This window comes from Treponema sp. TIM-1 (genome assembly GCF_046533115.1).
GTDB lineage: Bacteria > Spirochaetota > Spirochaetia > Treponematales > Breznakiellaceae > JAIRMO01.
On record NZ_JAJQRC010000019.1, the window covers coordinates 31,101 to 54,441 of the forward strand.

Consider the following 23,341-nt stretch of genomic DNA (forward strand, 5'->3'; position numbering starts at 1 on the left):
ACGAACATCACGAACTTTTTGTTCGAAATATCTTCTTGTTCGTGATGGTTCGTGAGGTTCGTAGTTAAATTTCATCTCTGCTTGGGATCCTTGCGTAATATTGAGATAATAAAACCAGCTTTTTACTCAAGAATTTATAAAAGTATGCCGATAATTGAATGGCATAAAAGGGATCAAGGCAGCCGAATTTTGAAATTGGCCCCTTGGGTAATGATTTTTTTTGACAGACCAGTGATTTTATAATAAATTGTATAATGTGAGGTTGTTTCAAAATATCCGACCGAATTTTGAAACAAGCTCCAGGGATTTTTTCCAAAATTAACCGGGTTTTGGAAGAAGTCCTCTATAGAAAAAAAGGTTATTCAAACGGATCAATAAGGCGGCCGGTCTGTCCGCAGGATTGGTTTGTTTAGAAGGGGCGATCTATGGCATCTGCGTGCGGCAGGATAAATTTCTCTCCCATATGAATCATCAATAGGTATATATCCGCGTTTTGCTTCAGTCTGTTCAACCTATATGCCTTCAAGGGATTTCAGAAAGTTAAAAAAAGGGTAATAGCGCCCCCGGTATCGATCCCTTTGGTGATTGCTCAGGGCCCAAACGACGCTTACGATGGAAACTATAATGAACCGTAATCGTAAAGGTAAAGGGCTTGTCAAGCCACGGGGAATAGGGGATAATAATGGGCCCTGGCAGACTAAAAAGGTAATAAAAGGGAGCTAGGAGATGAAAAAGTTTAAGGTTTTAATGGTTTTATGCGGTATAGTGCTATGGATCACCGGTTGTCCCGTTTCTGTAGGCGAAAATTTATCGATTTATAAAGATGAAAACAACTTTATTACTTATATTACCGACTATAACCTTCAAACCTATGTTCCTATTCCGTCAACCGGGGAAGCGCCGGTCAGCGTGGTGAACCGGGGGGACCTGGATGTTACCGTCGTATGGAAGGACCATGCCGGGGTAAACCTGCCCTCCCTTGCGGTATTCCAGGCGGACACGGTGTATGGGGCGGAAATAAAACTCACCCCCAAAGCCGGTTACGGGTTTGACCCTTCCATCCCCTTTGCGTATCATCCGGGCAAGATCACCAGCCAGGTTGATGATCTGGGGGACCCCACCCGAACCGTTACGGTTGTCTACAATAATTCCGACGATGCGGACATCACCTTTATCACCGACTACAACCTGCAGAGCTATGTCCCGGTCCCCATTGCCGATGAAAGGCCGGTCCGGGCCGTGCATAACCGGGAGGACATGACCATTACGGCGGCATGGAAAGTGGAGGACCCGCCGGATTCTGATAATTTTGTCCCCATAGATACCGCGGATTCTTTTGCTTTTGAGCTGGGCGCCGTGTACCGGGCGGTGATAGAACTGACGACGAAACCGAACTATCGTTTTTCCGATACAAAGAACTTTACCTATACCGACGGGTCCCAGGCAGAGCCCGATGGTTCTACGACCGATCCCGGTATAAGGAAATTTACGGTTACCTATTTGGCCACCAGGGCGCCCATGAAGATAAACGACTACAATTTGACCACCTATCTGGCCAAACCCGTAAGCGGTACCACGGCGGCCGGGTCCTTTGCTGCGTCCCAGTACACGGGAATCGTGAGCTGGCGAAACACCCTGACCCAGGCGGTACTGGCCGGCCCCTTTCAATACGGTACGGCGTATACCGCGGAAGTGGCCCTGACCCCCGCATCGGGTTATACCATAAGCGGCGTAGGCGGGACCGGCGGCATCGGGCCGGACGTATTTATCCATACAGGGGCGGAGACCGTTACCAACCCGGCGGGGAGCGGCGTTGTAACCATCAAGTTTCCGCCGACCTCAAACAGCGCAAGTCCCACGGTGGTATATGACACCATCCTGACCAACCGTATACCCAGGCCGGTGAACCGGGCGACCCCGGCTGCGTCTTTTTCCAGTGCCCAGTACACGGGGACCGTGGTCTGGAAAAATACCCTGACCCAGGCAGCGCTGAGCGGTCATTTTCAAACCAATACGTTGTATACGGCGGTGATTTCCCTGACCGCCCTGCCGGGCTATACCTTTACCGGCATCGGACAAAACGCATTTACCCATGCCCATGCCTCGGGGGAGGTGATAAACCCCCCGGACAGCGGCACAGTAACGATTAGCTTTCCCCCGGCCGGGCCTTCTACCCACCCGGTTACGAGTTTTGGCCCGGTTGACGCGCCGGGCAGCGCCCTGAAACTGATGAAGGATCGGAAGGACGATAACAATCCCGTGTTCATTGATCTTCCCGGGGGTGAAGAAGAAACGGTTATCCCCAATACGGTGGAGCTGCTGGCGGATTACAACAGTCCCGCCAATATAACGATTGACGGCAACGGTCGGGTCCTGAAGATCCAGGAAGCGGGCGCCCTTATTACGGTAAGAACCGGCATTACCCTGACTTTGTTGAACATTACCCTGCAGGGTACGGATTCCAATAACAAGCCCCTTGTTATAGTAGAAACCGGGGGCAAGCTGATCCTGGGGGCCGGCGCGGTCCTTACCGGCAATAAAGCGGCCGCCCTAGCCGGCGGGGTATGGGTCAACGGCGGGGAACTTACCATGAGCTCCGGGGCGGTGATCAAACGTATGTCGGCCAGCTCATATAGCGATAGTATCGGCGCTGGTGTGATGGTCGATATGAACGGGAAATTCACCATGAGCGGCGGGATCATAGGGGGGGAATCTCTTGCGGATGGTAATGTCGCCCATGACAGCGACGGTCGGTATGCTGCCGGCGGAGTGAGTGTCCAACAGGGGGCATTTACCATGTATGGCGGGACTATACAATACAACAAGACAGAAAATTGTTATTTTGCCGGCGGCGGGGTGAGTCTCGATGAGGGGACCTTCCTGATGTATAACGGCAGCATAAAAGAAAATTTAGTTACCTATACCGATGAGTATCCCCAGGGTAGCCGCTGGGGCGCCGGCGGTGTGTTTCTGGCTTCCGGGAGTAGTTTTACCATGAACGGCGCGGACGCGGCTATAGCGGGTAACGAAGTTGTTGAGGGCTCTAGCGAAGGCGGCGGCGGAGTGTATGGACAAGGGAGCTTTACCCTGGCCGCCGGTACCATAAGAGGCAATACCGTGCGGTATGGCGGCGGCGGAGTGGAAGTAGGGAATTTTACCATGTCCGGGGGGACCATACAGGACAACACCGTGAAGCGGTATGGCGGCGGGGGGGTAAATATGGAAGGAAATGATAATTTTACCATGAGCGGCGGGGTCATAAAGGGTAATAGGGTATTGAACGAAGACCTTGTTTATCTTTCTGTATCAGGCGGCGGGGTGAACGCCCGGGGATACTTTACTATGTCTGGGGGGACTATTGGCGGGGATAACCCGGGCGACGCCAATACCGCGGTTTTTGGTGCCAATGGTGTGTGTGTCTCCAGTAGCATCCTCGATCGGTCGTTTATTATGTCCGGGGGGACTATAACAGGGAATGTCGGCGGTCCCAACAATTATGGGGTGTATATACACTCTTACCCTTCTCAGTCCTTCCCTTACTCCATAATAACCGCAAATTTCAGGATGTCGGGGTCTGCGGTGGTGGCTGCAAACAATCTGGTGTTTCTGAAAGAGGAGACAACGATTACCATTGATGGTAATCTGAGCGCTTCTTCACCGGTGGCAAATGTCAAACACGAAACCCCCGGCGCCGAAATCCATTTACTCAAGGCAAGTACGGAGGACCTTATCACGGGAAATTATAGTAAGTTTAGCTATGCGGGCGATCCCTCCCATATTGCCCCTAATAATGTTGATGTTGATGGGGTCTGGTATGCGGACTATGTGGAGTAACGGGAGTTTGGTTAGGACGACTAGAAGGAGCAGGGGCATGAAAGGGTTTACGGCTTTACTGGTTCTGTGGGGCGCGGCGCTGGGGATCGCGGGATGCGCCCTTCCCCTGGGGGAGGATTATTTGATAACCCGGGACGGAAGCGCCGCTATCGCCTATATAACCGATTACGACCTCATAAACTATGTGCCTATCCCCAAGCCCGGGGAGCGGCCGGTGATCCTGGTGGACAGCCGCGGGGACCTGGAGGCGGCCGTGGCATGGAAAGACAAGGACGGCGTTGAAATACCCCTGCCCTTTGAGGCTTTTGCGGCGGATACGGTATATCAGGCGGAGATACGGCTCAGCGCCAAACCCGGCTATGGTTTTTACCCTACCACCCCCTTTGCCTATCCGGCGGGCAAGATACGGGACCAAACCAAAGACCTGGGAGATCCGATCCGGACTGTTACGGTTATCTATAATAACTCCGACGAATGGAATATCACCTTTATCACCGACTACAACCTGCAGAATTATGTTCCGGTTCCCCTGGCCGGGGAAAAGCCGGTGCGGAGCATCGATAACCGGGGGGACCTGGGCGGTACGGTGACCTGGGACGTGGAAACGGCCCCCGATGATTTTGACCCCTTCACCGGGAATGACTTTCAACTGCACTCCGTGTACCGGGCGAAAATAGACCTGGCAGTGAAAGACGGGTATCGTTTTTCCGCAGCAAGGAACTTTTCCTATCACGACGGCACCGCAGCGGTCCCCCAGGGCGATGGGACTGCTCCCCATAGCAGAAGTTTTGAAGTCCTCTATCGGGCCACCAGGACCCCCATAATAATAGGGGACCCCAACCTGACCCCCTATGTGCCCAAACCCTTGAGCGGGACCACGGCCATAATGTCCTTTGCCGCTTCCGAGTATACGGGAACCATAACCTGGAAAAACACCGGAACCCAGGAGGTTTTGACCGGTTCTTTCCAGCCCAATACGGCCTATACCGCGGAAGTGACCCTGTACCCCGCTTCGGGCTATACCGTAACCGGCCTGGGACAGGACTTTTTTGTCCATACGGGCGCGGAAACCATAAGCAATCCGGCGGCAAGCGGCGCCGTGACCCTCATGTTTCCGCCGACCGGAAGTTTCGGCAGCCCCATGGTAGTATACGACACCATCCTGACCGGCCGGCTGCCCAAACCGGTAAGCGGCATGACCCCGGTAATGGGCATTACCGGGGCCCAGTACTCCGGAAGCGTAACCTGGATTCCCTTTGACGGCGTCTTTCAAGAGAGCGTATCCTATAGGGCGGTGCTTGTCTTAAACCCCGCCTCGGGCTATACCTTTACCGGAATAGGGCCGAACGCATTTTTCCATGGGGATGCCCCGGAAATCACCAACCCGGCGGACAGCGGCACGGTAACGATAACCTTTCCCGTGACCGCCTCCTCGACCTATCAGGTAATTACCTCCTTTGGCCCGGTGGAGACCGAGACCAGCGCTTTGTGGATGATGCGGGAGCTCAAAGACGATACCTATCCCCTGGTCATTGACCTTCCCGACCATGCCGCCGAATATGTTGTACCGGACAGCGTTATCCTGACGGCGGGTATTAACAGTCCCGCCACGGTTATCATTAACGGCCATGGCGGTACCCTGAAGATAAACTCCCCGGGTACGCTCCTGACTATAGGGGGCGGCGTTACCCTGAGCTTGCAGAACATCACCCTGGAGGGCCATAACGCTAACAATGCCCCCCTGGTTACGGTGAGGCCCGGAGGAAGGCTGATCCTGGGGACCGGGGCGGTCCTTGCCAATAATCAAAGCGCCGGAAACGCCGGCGGGGTATGGGTCAACGGCGGGACCCTTGTCCTAAACAATGGCGGGGTGATTAAAAAAATGAGCGCCGCTGCCTCTGGTTCCGGCGGCGGGGTGCTGCTCGACGCCAACGGGTGGTTCTACCTGAACGATGGAATCATAGGCGGGGAAAGCAGCGAGGATGGTAATACGGTTTCCGGTCCTGATTCCGGCGGCGGCTTGCTGGTTAAGAGCGGGACCGTGGATATGAACGGCGGGACCATACAATACAATAAGGCCGCGGGGGAGCATTCCGGGGGCGGGGTGTATCTTACGGGCGATAACTTAAATAAAGGAACCTTTAACCATAACGGCGGGCTCATAACGGATAATACGGCCGACGGGTCCGATTCCGGGGGCGGCGTATATCTTGCGGCCATGTGGTTTTATGGAAGCTTCACTATGACGGGACCGGCCCGGGTGGCGGCAAACAACAGGGTGTTTTTGGGCGATGGCAGCGCTGTCATCATAATTGGCGGCCCCTTGAGCTCACCAGTGGCGGCAGATATCCAGGTCGGCAACGACCCCCCCACCGGCAGGAATTTAGTGGGGGCAAAGAATCTCTCCCTTGGCCTGACATACGTGGATAGGTTCACGTATAACGGAGAGAACCATATTGGTGGTTACAGTGATCATGGCGATATCTATATCTGGGTTTATCAGTAATTAAAAACGGGTGTAAAGGAGCAGGAATATGAACGGGGTTAAGGTTTTGATGATGTTATGCGGCGCGGCGCTGCTGATCGCGGGGTGCGCCGTTCCCCTGGGGCAGGATTATTTGATCACCCGGGACGGGGCCGAGGGCGTTATCTATATAACCGACTACAACCTCCAAAACTATGTACCGGTTCCGAAGCCAAATGAGCGGCCGATAATCCTGGTCAATGACCGGGTGGACCTGGACATGAGCGTGGTGTGGAAAAACGAAAACGGTACGGAAGCGGCCTTTGATACCTTTGCGCCGGCTGCGGTGTATAAGGCGGAAATAACCATCACCCCCAAACCGGGCTACGGCTTCTCCTCCACCCCCTTTACCTATCCCGCGGGTAAGGTAAGCGCCCAGACCGATGACCTGGGGGACCCGGTCCGGACCGTTACGGTTACCTATAATAACTCCGACGACTGGAACATCACCTTTATCACCGACTATAACCTGCAGAACTACGTCCCCATTCCCCTGGCCGGGGAACGGCCGGTCCGGGCTGTGGAGACCCGGGCGGACATGCGGGTACAGGCAATATGGCAAGTGAAAACTCCCACTGATTTCGCTGACATACCCCTGGACCCCGTTGCCTTTACCTTGGGGGCCATATACAAGGCGGATATAAGGTTGACGGCGAAAGAGGGCTACCGGTTTATCGAGGGGGAGAAATTTGCCTATCCCGACGGTCCGGATCCAAGTCCCATCGAGAGCACCTCCAACACCAGACGTTTCGAGGTTACCTATCTGCCGACCATGAGTCCCACGGTAATAGATGACTTTAACCTGACCTCTTATATCGCTAAACCGGTAAGCGGGGCAACGCCGATTATGTCCTTTGCCGGAGTCCAGTATACCGGAATCGTGAACTGGAAAAACACCGATACCCAGGAGGTTTTGACCGGTCCCTTTCAGCCTGGTACGGCATATACCGCGGCGCTGACCCTGAGCCCCGGTTTTGGCTATACCTTTACCGGGGTCGGGTCAAACGTCTTTATCCATACAGGGGCGGAGACCGTAACCAATCCGGCGGGGATCGGTTCCGTCACCGTCACCGTCACCTTTCCGCCTTCGGCGGGAGCCGGCAGCCCTATCATTGTGTACGATACTATTTTGACCGCCCGTCTGCCCAAACCGGTAAACGGCGTAACCCCGGTTACCGGCATTACCGGGCCCCAGTACAGCGGAACCGTGGCCTGGAGCCCGGCCCACAGTACCTTTCAACTGGGCACAGCTTATACGGCGGTAATTACCTTAAACGCCGCTCCGGGCTATACCTTTACCGGGATAGGGCAGGACGTGTTTTCCCATAATGACGCCCCCGGAACCATAACAAACCCGCCGGGCAGCGGTACGGTAACGATTACCTTTCCCTCGGCCCGCCCTCCAAGCACTTCGGTGATGAGCTTTGGCCCCCCGGATGAGGAGAACAGCGCCCTGGCGCTGCTGAAGGAAAGAAGCGCCCTGAGCAGCCAGGTGGCCATTGCGCTTTCCGCCGGATCGGAGAATGTAGATTACAGCGTTACCCTTTTACCCTATGATACCAGTCCCGCCACGGTGGTTATTGACGGCCATGGCCGGACCCTGAATAAGACGAGCCCCGGGACCTTAATTACCGTCGGTGGGGGCGTTACCCTGACCCTGCAGAACATTAACCTACAGGGTTATAGCGCTAACAATGCCCCCCTGGTTAAGGTACTATCCGGGGGAAAGCTGATCCTGGGGGCCGGTGCGGTTTTGAGCGGTAACAAGACAAATTCCGAGGCCGGGGGGATATGGGTCAACAACGGAACCCTGACCATGAATAGCGGGGCGGTAATTAAAGGAATGGAGGCCCGGCGGGCTGGCGGGGCGCTGATCAGCAACAACGGCAGGTTTATCATGAGCGGCGGGACCATTGGCGGGCCAAATCCCGGCGATGGCAATACGGTTCCTGACGGGGATTATTCCGTCCCTCCCCCCTCTTTCCTAACGGATCAGTTCGGTGGGGGCGTATTGGTGGATAACGGATTTTTTGATATGTATGGCGGGACCATACAAGCCAATAAAGCGAATGCTGAGTATGGCGGCGGCGGGGTGGCTGTTATTGATTATGGAACCTTCACCCATCATGGCGGGACCATAACGGGTAATATCGCCGGCAAGTCCCATTCCGGCGGCGGGGTCTATGCTTATTCCTATGGCGGTAGTAACGTCGACATTACCAGGGTCACCATAAAGGGGGCCGCGGTCATAGCGGGTAATAGGGCCCTGGCAGAAAATTCCGGCGGCGGCGTGGGTTGTATACAGAATATACGCCTCATTATAGAGGGCGGGACCATAACGGGTAATATCGCCGGGGATCCTGTTTCCGGCGGGGAAGCTTCTTCCGGCGGGGGCGTATACTACCTGGGGGATGACTTCACCATGTATGGCGGGATCGTAAAAGAAAACATTGTCTGGGGGGATTCCTCCGGCGGGGGCATTTATATTCAGCATGGTACATTTTATGGTGGAAGCATACAGGGTAATGAGGCCAAGGGCTCAGCGTCCGGCGGCGGCATCTATAGCGCTATGCATGTAATAATAGAAAACACGGCGGTGGCCATAGCGGGCAATAAAGCTCATGAAGCCAATTCCGGCGGCGGCGTATATGTTAAGCAGGGCTATTTCGAGCTAACTAATGGCAGTATAACGGGTAATAGCGCCTGGGGGCCCAGCTCCGGCGGCGGGATCTATGTCTATAGGGACGGGAATGTGTCTATGACCCGGCCTGACACGGGAAACGGGGGGAAGAGGGTCATAACGGGTAATGAAGCACGGTACAACGACCCCGGAGACAAATCCGCCGGGGCCGTGTACATCGACGGGGATGGTATCACCAACTCTGGGAGTAATGGGCTCTTCCACATGGACAGCGGGAGCATAGGCGGGACAAGTCCGGGGGATGGCAATACCGCAGTCAGAGGCGCCAACGGCGTATATGTCGCCGGACAATTTAACCTGACCGGGGGAGAGATAACCGGGAATACCGGGGGAAATAACTATGGCGTGTACGTTGCCAGTAGCAGCGAGTATGCCTTCCAGATAGATTCTGCGGGGAAAGTGGATCCGGGGTCATTTCCGGGGTATCAGGGCAATGTGGTTTTTTTGGCGCAGGACGCTTCAATTAATGTGGGCTACTCCCTGGCTGGTACCGGAAGGGTGGCAAATATCATCGCCGACAGTCTCACGCCTGATGTGACGAAGTTATTGTGCGGTTCTGATACTTCCATCAATACCTACAGAAATCGTTTTTTGGTTAATAACGAAAATGGCGAAGACCGAATTACTGATGCGCGACCGGCAGGTGGTATCCATTATGGTTACTATGATGAGTAGTAATCGCCAGGGGCTTGTCAAGCCATGGGAAATAGGGGATAATAGTGGGCCCCGGGAAAGTAAAAGGTAATAAAAGGGAGCAAAAGTATGAAAAAGTTTAGGGTTTTACTGGTTTTGTGCGGTATGGTGCTATGGATCACCGGCTGTCCCACTTCCGTAGGTGAAAATTTATCGATAAACCGGGATTGGAACAGTCTTATTACCTATATAACCGACTATAACCTTCAAACCTATGTTCCCATTCCGTCAACCGGGGAAGTGCCGGTCAGCGTGGTGAACCGGGGGGACCTGGATGTTACCGTCGTATGGAGGGACCATACCGGGGCAAACCTGCCCTCCCTGGCGGTATTCCAGGCGGATACGGTGTATAGGGCGGAAATAAAACTTATCCCCCGGGCCGGTTACGGGTTTGACCCTTCCATCCCCTTTGCGTATCATCCGGGCAAGATAACCAGCCAGGCCGATGACCTGGGGGACCCCACCCGGACCGTTACGGTTACCTACAATAACTCCAATGACGCGGACATCACCTTTATCACCGACTACAATCTGCAGAGTTATGTCCCGGTCCCCATTGCCAGTGAAAGGCCGGTCCGGGCCGTGAATACCCGGGAGGACATGACGGTTGCGGCGGCATGGTCCGTGCAGAACTCGCCGGGTTCTGATGCGTATAGTTCCATAGACACCGCGGATTCTTTTGTTTTTGAATTGGGCGCCGTGTACCGGGCGGTGATAGAACTGAAGACGAAACCGAAGTATCGTTTTTCCAGTACAAAGAACTTTACCTATACCGATGGGTCCCATATAGAGCCCGATGGTTCTACGACCGATCCCGATATAAGGAAATTTACGGTTACCTATTTGGCCACCAGGGCGCCCATGAAGATAAACGACTACAATTTGACCGCCTATCTGGCCAAACCCATGAGCGGTACCACGGCGGTCGGGTTCTTGGCCGCGCCCCAGTACACGGGAACCGTAAGCTGGCGAAATACCCTGACCCAGGCGGTACTGGCCGGACCCTTTCAATACGGCACGGCGTATACCGCGGAAGTGACCCTGACCCCCGCATCGGGTTATACCATAAGCGGCGTAGGCGGGACCGGCGGCATCGGGCAGGACGTGTTTATCCATACGGGGGCGGAGACCGTTACCAACCCGGCGGGGAGCGGCGTCGTGACCATCAAGTTTCCGGCGACCTCAAACGCCCCAAGCCCTATCGTGGTATACGACACCACGCTGACCGACCGCGTACCCAGGCCGGTCAGCCGGGCGACCCCGGTTATGTCCTTTTCCACGACCCAGTACCGCGGAACCGTGGTCTGGAGAAACACCGGAAGCAATGCGGTGTTGATCGGCCAATTTCAAACCAATATATCTTATACGGCGGTGATTTCCCTGACCGCCCTGCCGGGCTATACCTTTACCGGCATCGGGCAAAACGTATTTACCCATGCCCATGCCTCCGGAATCGTGACCAATGCCCCGAACAGCAGTACGGTAACGATTAACTTTCCCCCGGCCGGACCTTTTACCCACTCGGCCATGAGCTTTGGCCCGGTTGGCGCGGAGAACAGCGCCCTGAAACTGATGACGGAGCTGAAAGACAATAACAATCCCGTGGCTATTGGGCTTCCCGGGGGTGAAGAAGAAGTGGTTATCCCCAATACGGTGGAGCTGCTGGCGGATTACAACAGTCCCACCAACATAACGATTGACGGCGGCGGCCGGGTCCTGAAGATCCAGGAAGCGGGCGCCCTTATTACGGTAAGAAACGGCATTACCCTGACCTTGTTGAATATTACCCTGAAGGGTATGGACGCCAACAACCGGGCCCTGGTCAGGGTGCAAAGCGGGGGCAGGCTGATCCTGGGGAACGGCGCGGTCCTTGACCACAATACGGTAACGGCCGCAGACTCCGCCGGCGGCGGGGTAAGGGTCGAGGGCGGGGAACTGGTCATAAACTCCGGGGCGGCGATCAAAAATATGACGGTCACCAGCCTTTCGGGGAGCGGCGTCTTTGGCGGCGGCGTGCTGATCGTCACCGGGGACTTCACCATGAACGGCGGGATCATACAGGATAATAAAGTCAGTGGCGGAGATGGTTCAGGCGGCGGGGTGGCTCTCCACCGATCCGGGTCAATTATTATGTCCGGTGGGAGTATACAAGATAATGAGGTGGAGTATGGTCGGAATTCCGCCGGCGGGGTGGCTATAAGCAACGGAACCGGAACCTTTTACCTGCGTAACGGCAGTATAAAGGGGAATAAAAATAATATGGATTCCGGCGTCGGCGCCGGCGGGGTGATAGTCACGGGGGATTTCTTCATGAGCGGCGCGGACGCGGTCATAGAGGGCAACCACCTTTCCGGCTCTGTGAGCAGCGGCGCCGGCGGGGTATATAGTACCTACGGGGCCTTTACCATGACCGACGGTACCATAAAGGGTAACACCGTGGCAGGACAGGGCGGCGGCGGCGTGTATGCAAAATCCTTCACTATGTCCGGGGGGATTATAGAAGGCAACACGGTGACGAATGGCGGCGCCGGGGTGTATTTAGTTAGTAATAGCTTTATTATGAAAGGCGGGGTCATACAGAATAATGGCGGTACCGGTGCTTATGGGGTGTATATCGAATCTACCTCTGGCGCGCCATCGACTTTCAAGATGTCGGGGACCGCGAAGATAGAAGGCAACCCGGTGTTTTTGAAGGGGAACGCCACGATTACCATTGACGGGATCCTGAGCAGTCCTGCCCCGGCGGCAAGGGTCAAACACGAAGATGTCTCCCCCAGCTCCGGCAGCACCATCCGTTTGCTCCAGGCAAGTACGGAGGACCTTATCTCGGGAACTAATCTTAAGATCTGGTATGAGGACGGTACCAGTGCGAACACTCATATTGGCATCCCGTATGATGTTGGTGGGGTCTGGTATGCGAACTATAAGCCATAAGGTGCAGGGTATGGTTATGACGATTAAAAAAGGAAGGAATATGAAAGGGTTTACGGCTTTACTGGTTTTATGCTGCGGGACGCTGGGGATCGCCGGATGCGCCCTTCCGCTGGGGGAGGATTATTTGCTAACCCGGGACGGGGCCTCCAATGTCATCTATATAACCGACTACAACCTCATGAGTTATGTGCCCATCCCCAAGCCCGGGGATCGGCCGGTGACCCTGGTGGACAACCGGGGGGATCTGGAGGCGGCCGTGGTATGGAAAGACGAAGCCGGCGCCAATATACCCCTGCCCTTTGCGGCTTTCGCGCCCGGTACGGTGTATAAGGCGGAGATACGGTTAAGCCCCAAACCCGGCTACGGTTTTTACCCTTCCACCCCCTTTACCTATCCTGCGGGCAAGGTATATGACCAGATCAATGATCTGGGGGATCCGATCCGGACCGTAACGGTTATCTATAACAGCTCCGACGACTGGAACATCACCTTTATCACCGACTACAACCTGCAGAATTATGTTCCGATTCCCCTGGCCGGGGAAAAGCCGGTGTGGCGCATCGATAACCGGGGGGACTTGACCGGTACGGTGACCTGGAAACGGAAAACAGGTACCGATACTTTTACCGATGTCGTCGAGGCTCCAAATATTACCTTTGTCCTGGATACCGTGTACCAGGCGAGAATAGACCTGGCGGTGAAAGACGGATACCGTTTTTTCGCGGCCAGGAACTTTTACTATCCCGATGGTACCGCAGCGGTCCCCCAGGGCGACGAAACCGCTCCCAATAGCAGAAGCTTTGAAGTTCTCTATCGGGCGACCCGGACCCCCATCATAATAAACGACTTTGACCTGACCCCCTATGTCTCCAAACCCATAAGCGGGACCACGGCGCTTACCTCCTTTGCCGCTTCCCAATATACCGGAACCATAACCTGGAAAAAAACCGGAACCCCGGATGTTTTGACCGGTCCCTTTCAGCCCAATACGGCCTATACCGCGGAGTTGATCCTGAACCCCGCTTCGGGCTATACCGTAACCGGAATAGGGCCGAACGCATTTTTCCATGCGGGGGCGGAAACCGTCGGCAATCCGGTGGGGATCGGCGCCGTGACCCTTACGTTTTCGCCCACCGGAAGCCTGGGCAGCCCCACCGTGGTATACGATACCATCCTGACCGCCCGGCTGCCCAAACCGGTCAGCGGCATGACCCCGGTAACGGGGATCAACAGCGTCCAGTACTCCGGGGCCATAAGCTGGAGCCCCGTTGACAGCACTTTTCAAGAGGGCAGGACCTATACGGCGGTGCTTACCTTAAACGCCGTCTCGGGCTATACCTTTACCGGGATAGGGCATAACGTATTTTCCCATGGGGAGGCCCTGGGAATCACCAACCCGGCGGACAGCGGCACGGTAACGATAACCTTTCCCGCCACCGCCTCCGCTACCTATCAGGTAATTACCTCCTTTGGCCCGGTGGAGACCGAAGCCAGCGCCCTGTGGTTAATGCGGGAGTTAAAAGACGACACCTATCCCCTGTACATTGACCTTACCGATAACGTATCCAACGAACCGGAATTGGTTACACCGGTGGTCCTGACGGCGAATGATAATTGTCCTGCCACGGTTATTATCAACGGCCATGGCCGTACCCTGAAGATACCCTCCACAGGTGGCGCCCTGCTGACCGTGGGGGGGGGCGTTACCCTGCGCTTGCAGCACCTTACCCTGGAGGGCATTGCCACTAACGATGCCCCCCTCGTGCGGGTCAATGCCGGAGGAAACCTGAGCCTGGGGACCGGGGTGGTTATTACGGGTAATGAAAGTACCGGAACCGTTGGCGGGGTATGGGTCGACGGCGGGACCTTGACGCTGAACAACGGCGGGGCGATCGAACTCAACAGCGCCGCCGCTAAGTATGCCGGCGGCGGGGTGTATGTCGAGCACATGGGGCTGTTCAACATGAATGGCGGGACCATCGAATCCAATACGGTTTCCGGCCTGGGTTCCGGCGGCGGTTTGTACGTTAAGGATGGGACCGTGGATATGAACGGCGGGACCATACAAAACAATGAGGCCACCGCCACCGCCCCCGCCCCCACCACCGCCCCGGATGAGGTTTCCGGCGGTGGGGTGCTGCTCAGCAAGGGGGTGTTCAACATGAATGGTGGGATCATAACGGATAATATGGCCCCGGGGCCCAATCCCGTCAATGATAATATAGGTATACATATAGGCACTTCAAGAACTGGCATGGCCTTTACCATGACGGGAGAGGCCCGGGTGGCAAGTACCAACAAGATACTTTTAGATGATGGCGTTATTGTAATTGGGGGCCTTCTGACTTCTACGGGGACCGTGGCGAATATCATTGTCTTCGGTGACCCTCTCGACGAGGACCCTAACGACTTGCTACCTGATGATCCTACTAAGACCAGGCCCTTAGTGGCGGCCCCTGCTTTGGGCCTCCTGCAGGCGGCTGTGAACGCCAACCAGTTCCTTTATGACGGCTACCCAGGTCACATTAGGATTGACAGCAACCCGGGGGCTGACTCTGCTTATGTCGGATATTATCAATAAAGGGAATTAAAAATGGACGCAAGGAGCAGGACGATGAAAAGTTTTAAGGTTTTGATGATTTTGTGCGGCGTCTTGATCGCGGGGTGCGCCGTTCCCCTGGGAGAGGATTATTTGATCACCCGGGACGGGGCCGTTGGGTCTGCCCATATAACCGACTACAACCTCCAAAACTATGTGCCGGTTCCAAAGCCGGACGAGCGGCCGGTGTTTCTGGTCAATGACCGGGGGGACCTGGAGATGAGCGTGGTGTGGAAAGACGAAAACGGTACGGAAGCAGCCATTGATACCTTTGCGGCGCATACGGTGTATAAAGCGGAAATAACCATCACCCCCAAACCGGGCTATAGCTTCTACTCCACCCCCTTTGCCTATCCCTCGGGTAAGGTAAGGGCCCAGATCGACGATCTGGGGGACCCGGTGCGGACCGTTACGGTTACCTATAATAACTCCGACGACTGGAACATCACCTTTATCACCGACTATAACCTGCAGAACTACGTCCCCATTCCCCTGGCCACCGAACGGCTGGTCCGGGAGGTGGATACCCGGGCGGACATGCGGGTACAGGCAACATGGCAAGAAAAAACTTCCACTGGTTTCGCTGACATACTCCTGGACCCCTTTGCCTTTGCCTTGGGGGGCATATACAAGGCGGACATACGGTTGACGGCGAAAGAGGGCTACCGGTTTATCGAGGGGGAAAAATTTACCTATCCCGACGGTCCGGAGCCAAGTCTCCCCCTCATCGATGACAGTTCCACCACCCGGCGCTTCGTGGTTATCTATCTGCCGACCATGAGCCCCACGGTGATAAGTGACCTTAACCTGACCGCGTATATACCTAACCCCATAGGCGGGTCGGCGCCGGTCGTGTCCTTTGCCGGAACCCAGTATACCGGAACCGTGAGCTGGAAAATCACCAATACCCAGGCTGTTTTGACCGGTCCCTTTCAGTCCGGTACGGCATATACCGCGGAGCTGATCTTAAAGCCCAGTGCGATGTATACCTTGACCGGGGTCGGGTCAAACGCCTTTATCCATACGGGGGCGGAGACCATCGCCAATTTGGCGGGGAGCGGTTCCGTTACCATTATCTTTCCGCCCTCGGCGGAGGCCGGCAGCCCCACTGTCGTATATGACACCAATTTAACCGGCTACCTGCCCAAACCGGTAAACGGCGTAACCCCGGTTACCGGCATTACCGGAGCCCAGTACAGCGGAACCGTGGCCTGGAGCCCGGCCCACAGCACCTTTCAATTAGGTCAAGCCTATACGGCGTCGCTTGCCTTAAATGCCGCTCCGGGCTTTACCTTTACCGGGGTGGGGCAAAACGTGTTTTCCCATAATGACGCCCCCGGAACCGTAACCAACTCCGCTAACAGCGGCACGGTAACGATAGTCTTTCCCGCGGCCCGGCCCCCAAGCAATTCGGTGCTAAGCTTTGGTCCCCCGGATAATGAGGACAGCGCCCTGGCGCTGCTAAAGGAAAGAAGCGCCGCCAGTAACCAGGTGGTTATTGACCTTCCCGCCGGTTCGGAGGATGTAGCTTACAGCGCTACCCTGCTGCCCTATGCTACCAGTCCGGCCCTGGTGGTTATTGACGGCCACGGCCGGACCCTGAAGAAGACGAGCCTCGGGTCCTTAATTACCGTCGGAGGGGGCGTTATCCTGACCCTGCAGAATATTACCCTGGAGGGCCCGGGCCCCAATACCGAGAATAATGCCCCCCTGATTACGGTACTGTCCGGGGGAAAGCTGATCCTGGGGACCAATGCGGTTTTGAGCGGCAACGAGACCAGTTCGACGGCCGGGGGGGTCGCAGTCAACGGCGGGACGCTGATCATGAATCCCGGGTCGGTGATCAAAAAAATGAAGGCCCTGCGGGCCGGCGGGATACTGATCAGCGGTAACGGCATGGTCATCATGTCCGGCGGGACCATAGGCGGGACCGATCCCAATGATGGCAACAGTGTTTCCGCGTACTATTCCGGCGGCGGCGTTTTGATCAATGGCGGTTCTTTTAATATGTACGGAGGGTCCATACTATCCAATAAAGCGGAAGGATCTTCATTTTCTGAATGCGCCGGCGGGGTGGCGCTTGTACATTTCCCCGGCGTGGGGGGGATGATAAAGAGCGAGTTCACCTTCAACGGCGGGACCATAAAGGGTAATACTGCCGCGGGGGAGCATTCCGGCGGCGGGGTGGGAGCCTTTGGTACTGCGGGTTCTTCCATCACCATCAGCGGGACCGCGGTCATCGAGGGCAATACGGTCACGAGGGCTTCTTCCGGCGGCGGCGTGTGTATTAATCAGAACCTTTCCACCCTCACCATAGAGGGGGGAACCATAACGGGCAATATTGCCAGGGGGTCCGATTCCGGCGGCGGGGTATACAACAATGGACAGTATTTCTCCCTGTACGGCGGGACCATAACGGGCAATACCGCCCAGGAGTCCAACTCCGGCGGCGGCATATATATCGATAATGGGACCGCGACTGAACCCTTCAATATATTGGGCGGAACCATAACGGGCAATACCGCCCAGGGGCCCAACTCCGGCGGCGGCATATATAGCAAGGGGAGAACCCAGATAAATGGCCCGGCGGTGACCATCGAGGGCAATATTGCCAAGGGGGCTTCCTCCGGCGGCGGCATATATATCGATAATGGGACCACCGAGGCTGACCCCTTCAATATACTGGCCGGAACCATAAAGGGCAATAGTGCCGAGGGGGCTTCTTCCGGCGGCGGCATATATGTCAGAGAGTACGCATTCGCCAAAATGGGGACCGGGGCGGTCATAAAGGGCAATACGGCGACCGGCTCCAATTCGGGCGGCGCCGTGTATATCCATTACATCCACATTACCAGTACCACCCAAAGAGGGGTGTTCGAGATGACCGGCGGAACCATAGGCGGGACAGGGTCGGGGGATGGCAATACCGCAGCCGAGGGCGCCAACGGCGTGTATGCCACCGGGCAGTTTAAACTGACGGGCGGGGTGATAACGGGAAATACCGAGGGAACTAACAAGTATGGCGTGTATGTTGCCGGCCATGATGTCAACCGTTTAGATAATTTCATGATAAGCGCCGGGGGGAAGGTAGATCCGGGGGCAGCTTCGGCGGGGTATCCGGGCAATGTGGTTTTTTTGAAGTACTACGCCGCAAATGCGTACTTTTTGATTAAAGTGGGGGGCGAACTGAGTATTGGATCGAGTATTGTGGCAAATATCTACACCGATCCTCCTCCCACTCCTGATGTACACTTATTGTACTCTTTTCAAGATGATTGGATCACTGGTCAGAATGCTCGGTTTTTGGTTAATGGCGTTCTGCACAAAATTAGTGGCGGGACTACTAACAACAACATTGATTGGTATGGAGACTACCAATAACTGGTATGGAAATTACACACAGTAATGGGCTTGTCCCGGAAAGGTCTTAGGGGGAGGAGATAAGGATGGATTTTATGGATAGAATTATGAGCAAACAAAAAGTTTTTTCAGGTATCCTGGGTTTTTTCCTGGGTTTTGTCCCCTTTTTGGGAGCCGCCCAAACGCCATCCGGTAACGAAGCGATCCCGCCCAGCGAGGTGGCGGTTATGTCCTTTGTGGGGGACGATTTATCCATCGGCTCTGATTTTCAGCAGAATGTTATCGGGGAAGTACAGGGTCTGGGGGGCTATACCACCGAGCGGGTGACCGCCGAGCGGGTTCCCGAAAGCCTGAGCTTTCCCCCCGACCAGCCCCCGGAGCCGGTTTATCTGGGCGATTCGCGGCTGGTGCTGACGGGCGAATACTATATTGACATGGACGATCTGCAGCATTTTCAGTTGTGGCTGTGGAACAGCGCCAGCGGGGCCCTGGTGTATACCGACGAAATGGTTTTTGAAGATATGGTTGAGGCGGAGGGTTATTTGCCGCCCATGGTAAGCTGGATTTTCTCCCACGTACCGGTGGAGCAGCAGGTAACCGTGGTGGAAAACACTCCCCAGGTGCGGGGAACTACCGATGAGCAAAGGGAGGAGTCTGCTGCGGTGGAATCCAGGGAGGGTAACGGGCTCTATCTCGGGCGCTTCTATCTGGGACTGCGGGGCGGGGGTTCCTTCAACGCCTACTCTTCCCTGGTAGCCGGGGGGTATGAGGCGGGCACGAGCCAGGGCTTTAGCGCCGGCGGTGCGGTGGTACTGGAATACCGGATTTTCCGCTTCCTGGGACTTCAGGCGGAGGCGATTTTTAACTACGATACCTTTAAGGTGGCGAAAATAGCCACCATTAATGCCAACTTGGATAAGCGTGTTACCGACCGGTATAGCTCCATGTCCCTGATGTTCCCCCTGCTCGTCAAGGTGCCGCTGGAAATAGGGAATTTTTCCCTGGCGCCCTTTGTGGGGCTGTATTATGCGATGCCCATAGGGACGCTGAAGCTAGAGCCCGGCGATGCTTCGGTGGGTCCGGCCGCCGGTTCCTATGCCTATGCGATAGATCCGCCCCTGGGGCTTCTATTGGGGATAGATAGCGGGTTGCTCCTGGGCCCCGGAGAACTATTTGTCGATCTGCGCTTTAGCCGGGACATCGGTATGACCGTAGCGGACAAAGGTTATGGGATTCAGTATGTCCGGAACCAGATAGGCCTATCCCTGGGTTATAAGTTTCAGCTCTTTGGGCCGCGGCGTTAGGCGCCGTAGATGAACGGTACTCCTACGGTTACGGGGAGAGGCTGAAGGTCCGGCTGAAAAAGGCGGTAAAGGCCCGGTGGGCCATGTATATATCGGCTTTGGCTGCGGCTTCAAAGGGGGAATGCATGGAGAGGAGGGGGACCCCCAGGTCGATGGTAGGGATGTCCAGGGCGGCAAAAAACCGGGAAAGGGTCCCGCTGTCTTCGGCGCCAACCCGGCCGCCTTCGCCGGTCTGCCAGAGTACTCCCGCCGTGTCCAGGATCCTCCGCAGGGCAGCCACGGTTTCCGCCTGGGCGTCGTTGGTGTTTTCCTTGCCCCCGGTTCCCCAATAGCGAAAGAGGATAACCCCGTGGTTCAGCGCCCCTTCTCCGCGGGGATCAAATACCTCCGGGTAACGGGGATCGTAGGCGGCATTAACATCGGCGGAAAGACAGAAAGAACGGGACAAAATGGTCCGGGCCTTTTCCCCCAGGGATTCGGCCAGCTCCTCAATAAAGTTGGTGAAAAACGCCCCCTGCATACCGGTCATGCCCAGGGAGCCGGTCTCTTCCTTGTCCGCGAGGACCACACAGGCGGCGTATTCCGGTTCCGTAAGTCCCAGCAGGGCGGTTAAGGCCGGGTACGCGCAGACCTTGTCGTCCTGGCCGTAGCCGCCGATCATGCTCCGGTCAAGCCCCAGGTCCCGGGCAGGAAAGGCGGGGACCACCGCAAGCTCCGCCGAAATAAGGTCCCCTTCGGTAATCCCGTATTTTTCATTGAGCAGCCTGAGGATGTTGAGTTTGACCCGGCCCGGCCCGGATGCGCCGGGAAAGGGACGGATCCCCGCCAGCACGTCCAGGTCTTCGGCTTTGACCAGATCCTTCCCCGGGCGTTCCATCTGGGCTTTCGACAAATGGGGCAGCAGGTCGGCGATAAACAAAACCGGGTCCTCCGGCTCCTCCCCGATACACACCGTTACCCCCTGGCCATCCTTACGGACCAGGTACCCGTGCAGGGCCAGGGGAATGCCGGTCCATTGGTAGGGTTTGATCCCGCCGTAGTAGTGGGTATCAAAATAGGCCATCCCCGCCTCCTCGTAGAGGGGCCGCATCTTAAGGTCAAGCCGCGGGGAATCGATGTGGGCGCCTATGACGGAGATCCCCTCGGCCAGCGGCCGCTTCCCGCGCACCAGGAACATCACGGCCTTTCCCCGTTGGTTGACGTATACCCGGGGAGCCGCCGCGGGATGTACCTCCCGCCGCCAGGGAACAAAGCCCCGCTCCTCCGCCATGGCAATGGCCGTGGCAACCGCTTCCCGCTCGGTTTTAACGCGGGTCAAAAAATTGAGGTAGCCCTGGGCATATTCGCCGGCCGCTTTGACTTCGGTCGTTCCCATAACGTCATCGGCATTTTTGCACTGAAAAAGCAGCTTGTCTCCGGGATCGTTCATGGTAATACCATTAAAGTAATAGTGGGAATTATGAGATCATTGGTATTTTCAATTATTTCGGATACAATATTTCCGGAATCTGTTCCCGCAAAGTATTCTAACCAAAAAGAGGAATCAATTATGTTCGTATTCTATCCTCATCCCGTATAATATTGGTATCTATCCCGTTCAGTATCCCTTTTAAATTTTTTATCGGTTTTATTGGAATCAATTCAATTCTGTTGGAATAGGTAATTACTTCAAAAGAAACACCCGCCTTTAATCCGATTTTTTCTCTGACATCTTTTGGAATAACAACTTGATATTTGTTGGAAAGTGTAACTTTGTTCATTGATAAGCTCCTTATAGTACTATAATGTTATAAAAATAACTTGTCAAGTGGTAAAATGAAGCCTATGATTATTTTAGAAAATCATTGAAAAGGGCGGTACTGCACATAACCGGCCTATTTGCGCTTCGGGGCTAAAGCCCCTCGACTTCCGCAACGGCTAGGTCATTCCGCTACGCTTCATTATCTTATATCTTCCCTTCCGTATATCCTCCAATCCTTTTTTCATATCTTTTTCAAAAAACATGACTTCATTCATCTCATCATCAGCAGCAACAGCAACAGCAACATTATTATTAAAAATATAATTTATTGCTGCATACTCAATAAAATTTGAAATAGTTCTGCGGTCGCCATCTGCGGCCCGCTTTAAAGTATTATAAATATTGTCATCCACTCTCAATGTTATTGTTTTAGCCATTTTCTAACCTCTTGCATTCAAATTCATTCTATTTTACACATATTGTCAAGTGTTTTTCTGGTATATTTTTCTAGCCCTGGTCTTTGCTTCGCAAAGCCTTTGTTCGGGCCGGCAAAAAATTTTAATTCTGTGTAGCAGCATTGATACAGCATTAGACCAATGTTTTTGAAAAATGGTTGGAAATAATAATATCCCCCGGTGAAAACTCTCTTGACAAAAAATAAAATCTATAATATTTTTTAATAATGAATCAAAATTTACCCATTTTGGAACAAATTGTTGCATTTATCACATCAAAAATATCCCCTGATAGGATAATGCTGTTTGGATCGTATGCCAGAGGGGAAAACAGGGAAAATAGTGATATTGATATTCTAATAGTAATGAAAAATTTAGATAATGAAAGAAAGATAACCGGACTTTTATATAAAGAATTATTGAATGATAGCATATCAGTACCTATTGATTTTCTTGCTGTAGATTATGATAAATATAACAGATTAAAAAATAAAAATGGATATATTTATAAAACGATAGATCGGGAAGGGAAAATCTTGTATGGAAAATGATTATAAAATATGGCTTGACAGGGCAAAAAGCAGTCTTTTAATATCGAAAACAAGGACAGATGAAAATGTTTTTTATGAAGATTTATGTTTTCAGGCACAGCAGGCTGTCGAAAAATCATTAAAAGGTCTTCTGATATTTTATAATGTCGATCCTGAAAAAACTCATAATTTAGTTTCTTTGATAAAAGAGTTATCAAAATATATTGAGTTACCTAAAGAAATTGATGAAACGGTAATTTTGAATGATTATGCAATACAAACAAGATACCCTGGGGATTATACACCTGTTGAAGAAGAAGAATATAATAATGCAATAATGCTGGCAGAAAAATGGGTAAAATGGATTGATGAAAAAATTAAAGGGCTAATAAAAAAATCAAAAGAAAATGCGGAACAATTATATCTTGATAATATGGAGATGGATCGCAGCGGAGACTGATCTGGGGCCTGTCATTAGATTTGTATAAAACTCATTAGTTGAACGGAATCTGTTCATTTCGGGTATAATAGACCCCTGTCGGTATCTGGTGTTTTAAAAGTACTCCGTCATTATATTGATTCGTTGCGAAGGGTACATACCCCGGCCCCTTGGGGCGGAACCAAGGGTATGTACCCTGAGTCAAATACCTTATGAGAACAACATAC

General features: G+C 54.0%; 12 protein-coding genes. 9 read left to right on the top strand and 3 right to left on the bottom strand.

Features of this window, described 5'->3' with window-relative positions; all coding sequences use genetic code 11:
- Nucleotides 1–726 precede the first annotated feature (726 nt).
- The 7 genes from LQZ21_RS08880 (at nt 727) to LQZ21_RS08910 (ending at nt 19,949) form a co-directional block, all read left to right on the top strand.
- On the top strand, nt 727–3,834 hold the full coding sequence (locus tag LQZ21_RS08880) for an autotransporter outer membrane beta-barrel domain-containing protein (RefSeq protein ID WP_411043952.1): 3,108 nt from the start codon (nt 727–729) through the stop codon (nt 3,832–3,834).
- 37 nt (nt 3,835–3,871) lie between these two features.
- The gene (locus LQZ21_RS08885) at nt 3,872–6,340 is read left to right on the top strand and encodes a hypothetical protein (RefSeq protein WP_411043954.1); all 2,469 of its coding nucleotides are present in this window, start codon (nt 3,872–3,874) and stop codon (nt 6,338–6,340) included.
- A gap of 28 nt (nt 6,341–6,368) precedes the next feature.
- A complete protein-coding gene (locus LQZ21_RS08890; RefSeq protein WP_411043956.1) occupies nt 6,369–9,734 on the top strand; it encodes a hypothetical protein in 3,366 nt (1,121 codons plus the stop codon).
- Between the two features lie 87 nt (nt 9,735–9,821).
- Complete coding sequence (locus LQZ21_RS08895; protein ID WP_411043958.1) at nt 9,822–12,686, top strand: hypothetical protein; 2,865 nt, start codon at nt 9,822–9,824, stop codon at nt 12,684–12,686.
- Between the two features lie 40 nt (nt 12,687–12,726).
- Nucleotides 12,727–15,267: a hypothetical protein gene (locus LQZ21_RS08900; RefSeq protein WP_411043960.1), complete on the top strand. Its 2,541-nt coding sequence runs from the start codon at nt 12,727–12,729 to the stop codon at nt 15,265–15,267.
- A 33-nt stretch (nt 15,268–15,300) separates the two neighbouring features.
- Nucleotides 15,301–18,666, top strand: coding sequence for a beta strand repeat-containing protein (locus LQZ21_RS08905; protein WP_411043962.1), 3,366 nt, complete (start codon nt 15,301–15,303; stop codon nt 18,664–18,666).
- A gap of 74 nt (nt 18,667–18,740) precedes the next feature.
- Nucleotides 18,741–19,949 carry a hypothetical protein gene (locus LQZ21_RS08910; protein WP_411043964.1) on the top strand — a complete coding sequence of 403 codons (1,209 nt, stop codon included), beginning with the start codon at nt 18,741–18,743 and terminating at the stop codon, nt 19,947–19,949.
- 28 nt (nt 19,950–19,977) lie between these two features.
- Here LQZ21_RS08910 and LQZ21_RS08915 read toward each other — a convergent pair whose 3' ends face one another.
- From LQZ21_RS08915 to LQZ21_RS08925, 3 genes are all read right to left on the bottom strand, one after another.
- A complete protein-coding gene (locus LQZ21_RS08915; RefSeq protein ID WP_411043966.1) occupies nt 19,978–21,378 on the bottom strand; it encodes an aminopeptidase in 1,401 nt (466 codons plus the stop codon).
- 118 nt (nt 21,379–21,496) lie between these two features.
- Nucleotides 21,497–21,709, bottom strand: a complete 213-nt coding sequence (locus LQZ21_RS08920; protein ID WP_411043968.1) for an AbrB/MazE/SpoVT family DNA-binding domain-containing protein — start codon at nt 21,707–21,709, stop codon at nt 21,497–21,499.
- 157 nt (nt 21,710–21,866) lie between these two features.
- Complete coding sequence (locus tag LQZ21_RS08925) at nt 21,867–22,127, bottom strand: CopG family transcriptional regulator (RefSeq protein ID WP_411043970.1); 261 nt, start codon at nt 22,125–22,127, stop codon at nt 21,867–21,869.
- Nucleotides 22,128–22,372: 245 nt separating this feature from the next.
- Here LQZ21_RS08925 and LQZ21_RS08930 point away from each other — a divergent pair, with 245 nt between their 5' ends.
- Together LQZ21_RS08930 and LQZ21_RS08935 are read left to right on the top strand one after the other, a co-directional pair.
- Complete coding sequence (locus LQZ21_RS08930) at nt 22,373–22,696, top strand: nucleotidyltransferase domain-containing protein (protein WP_411043972.1); 324 nt, start codon at nt 22,373–22,375, stop codon at nt 22,694–22,696.
- Entirely contained in the window at nt 22,686–23,135 is a 450-nt protein-coding gene (locus LQZ21_RS08935; RefSeq protein WP_411043973.1) for a HEPN domain-containing protein, read from the top strand. Before LQZ21_RS08930 ends, LQZ21_RS08935 begins: the two co-directional genes overlap by 11 nt.
- The last annotated feature ends 206 nt before the right edge of the window (nt 23,136–23,341 follow it).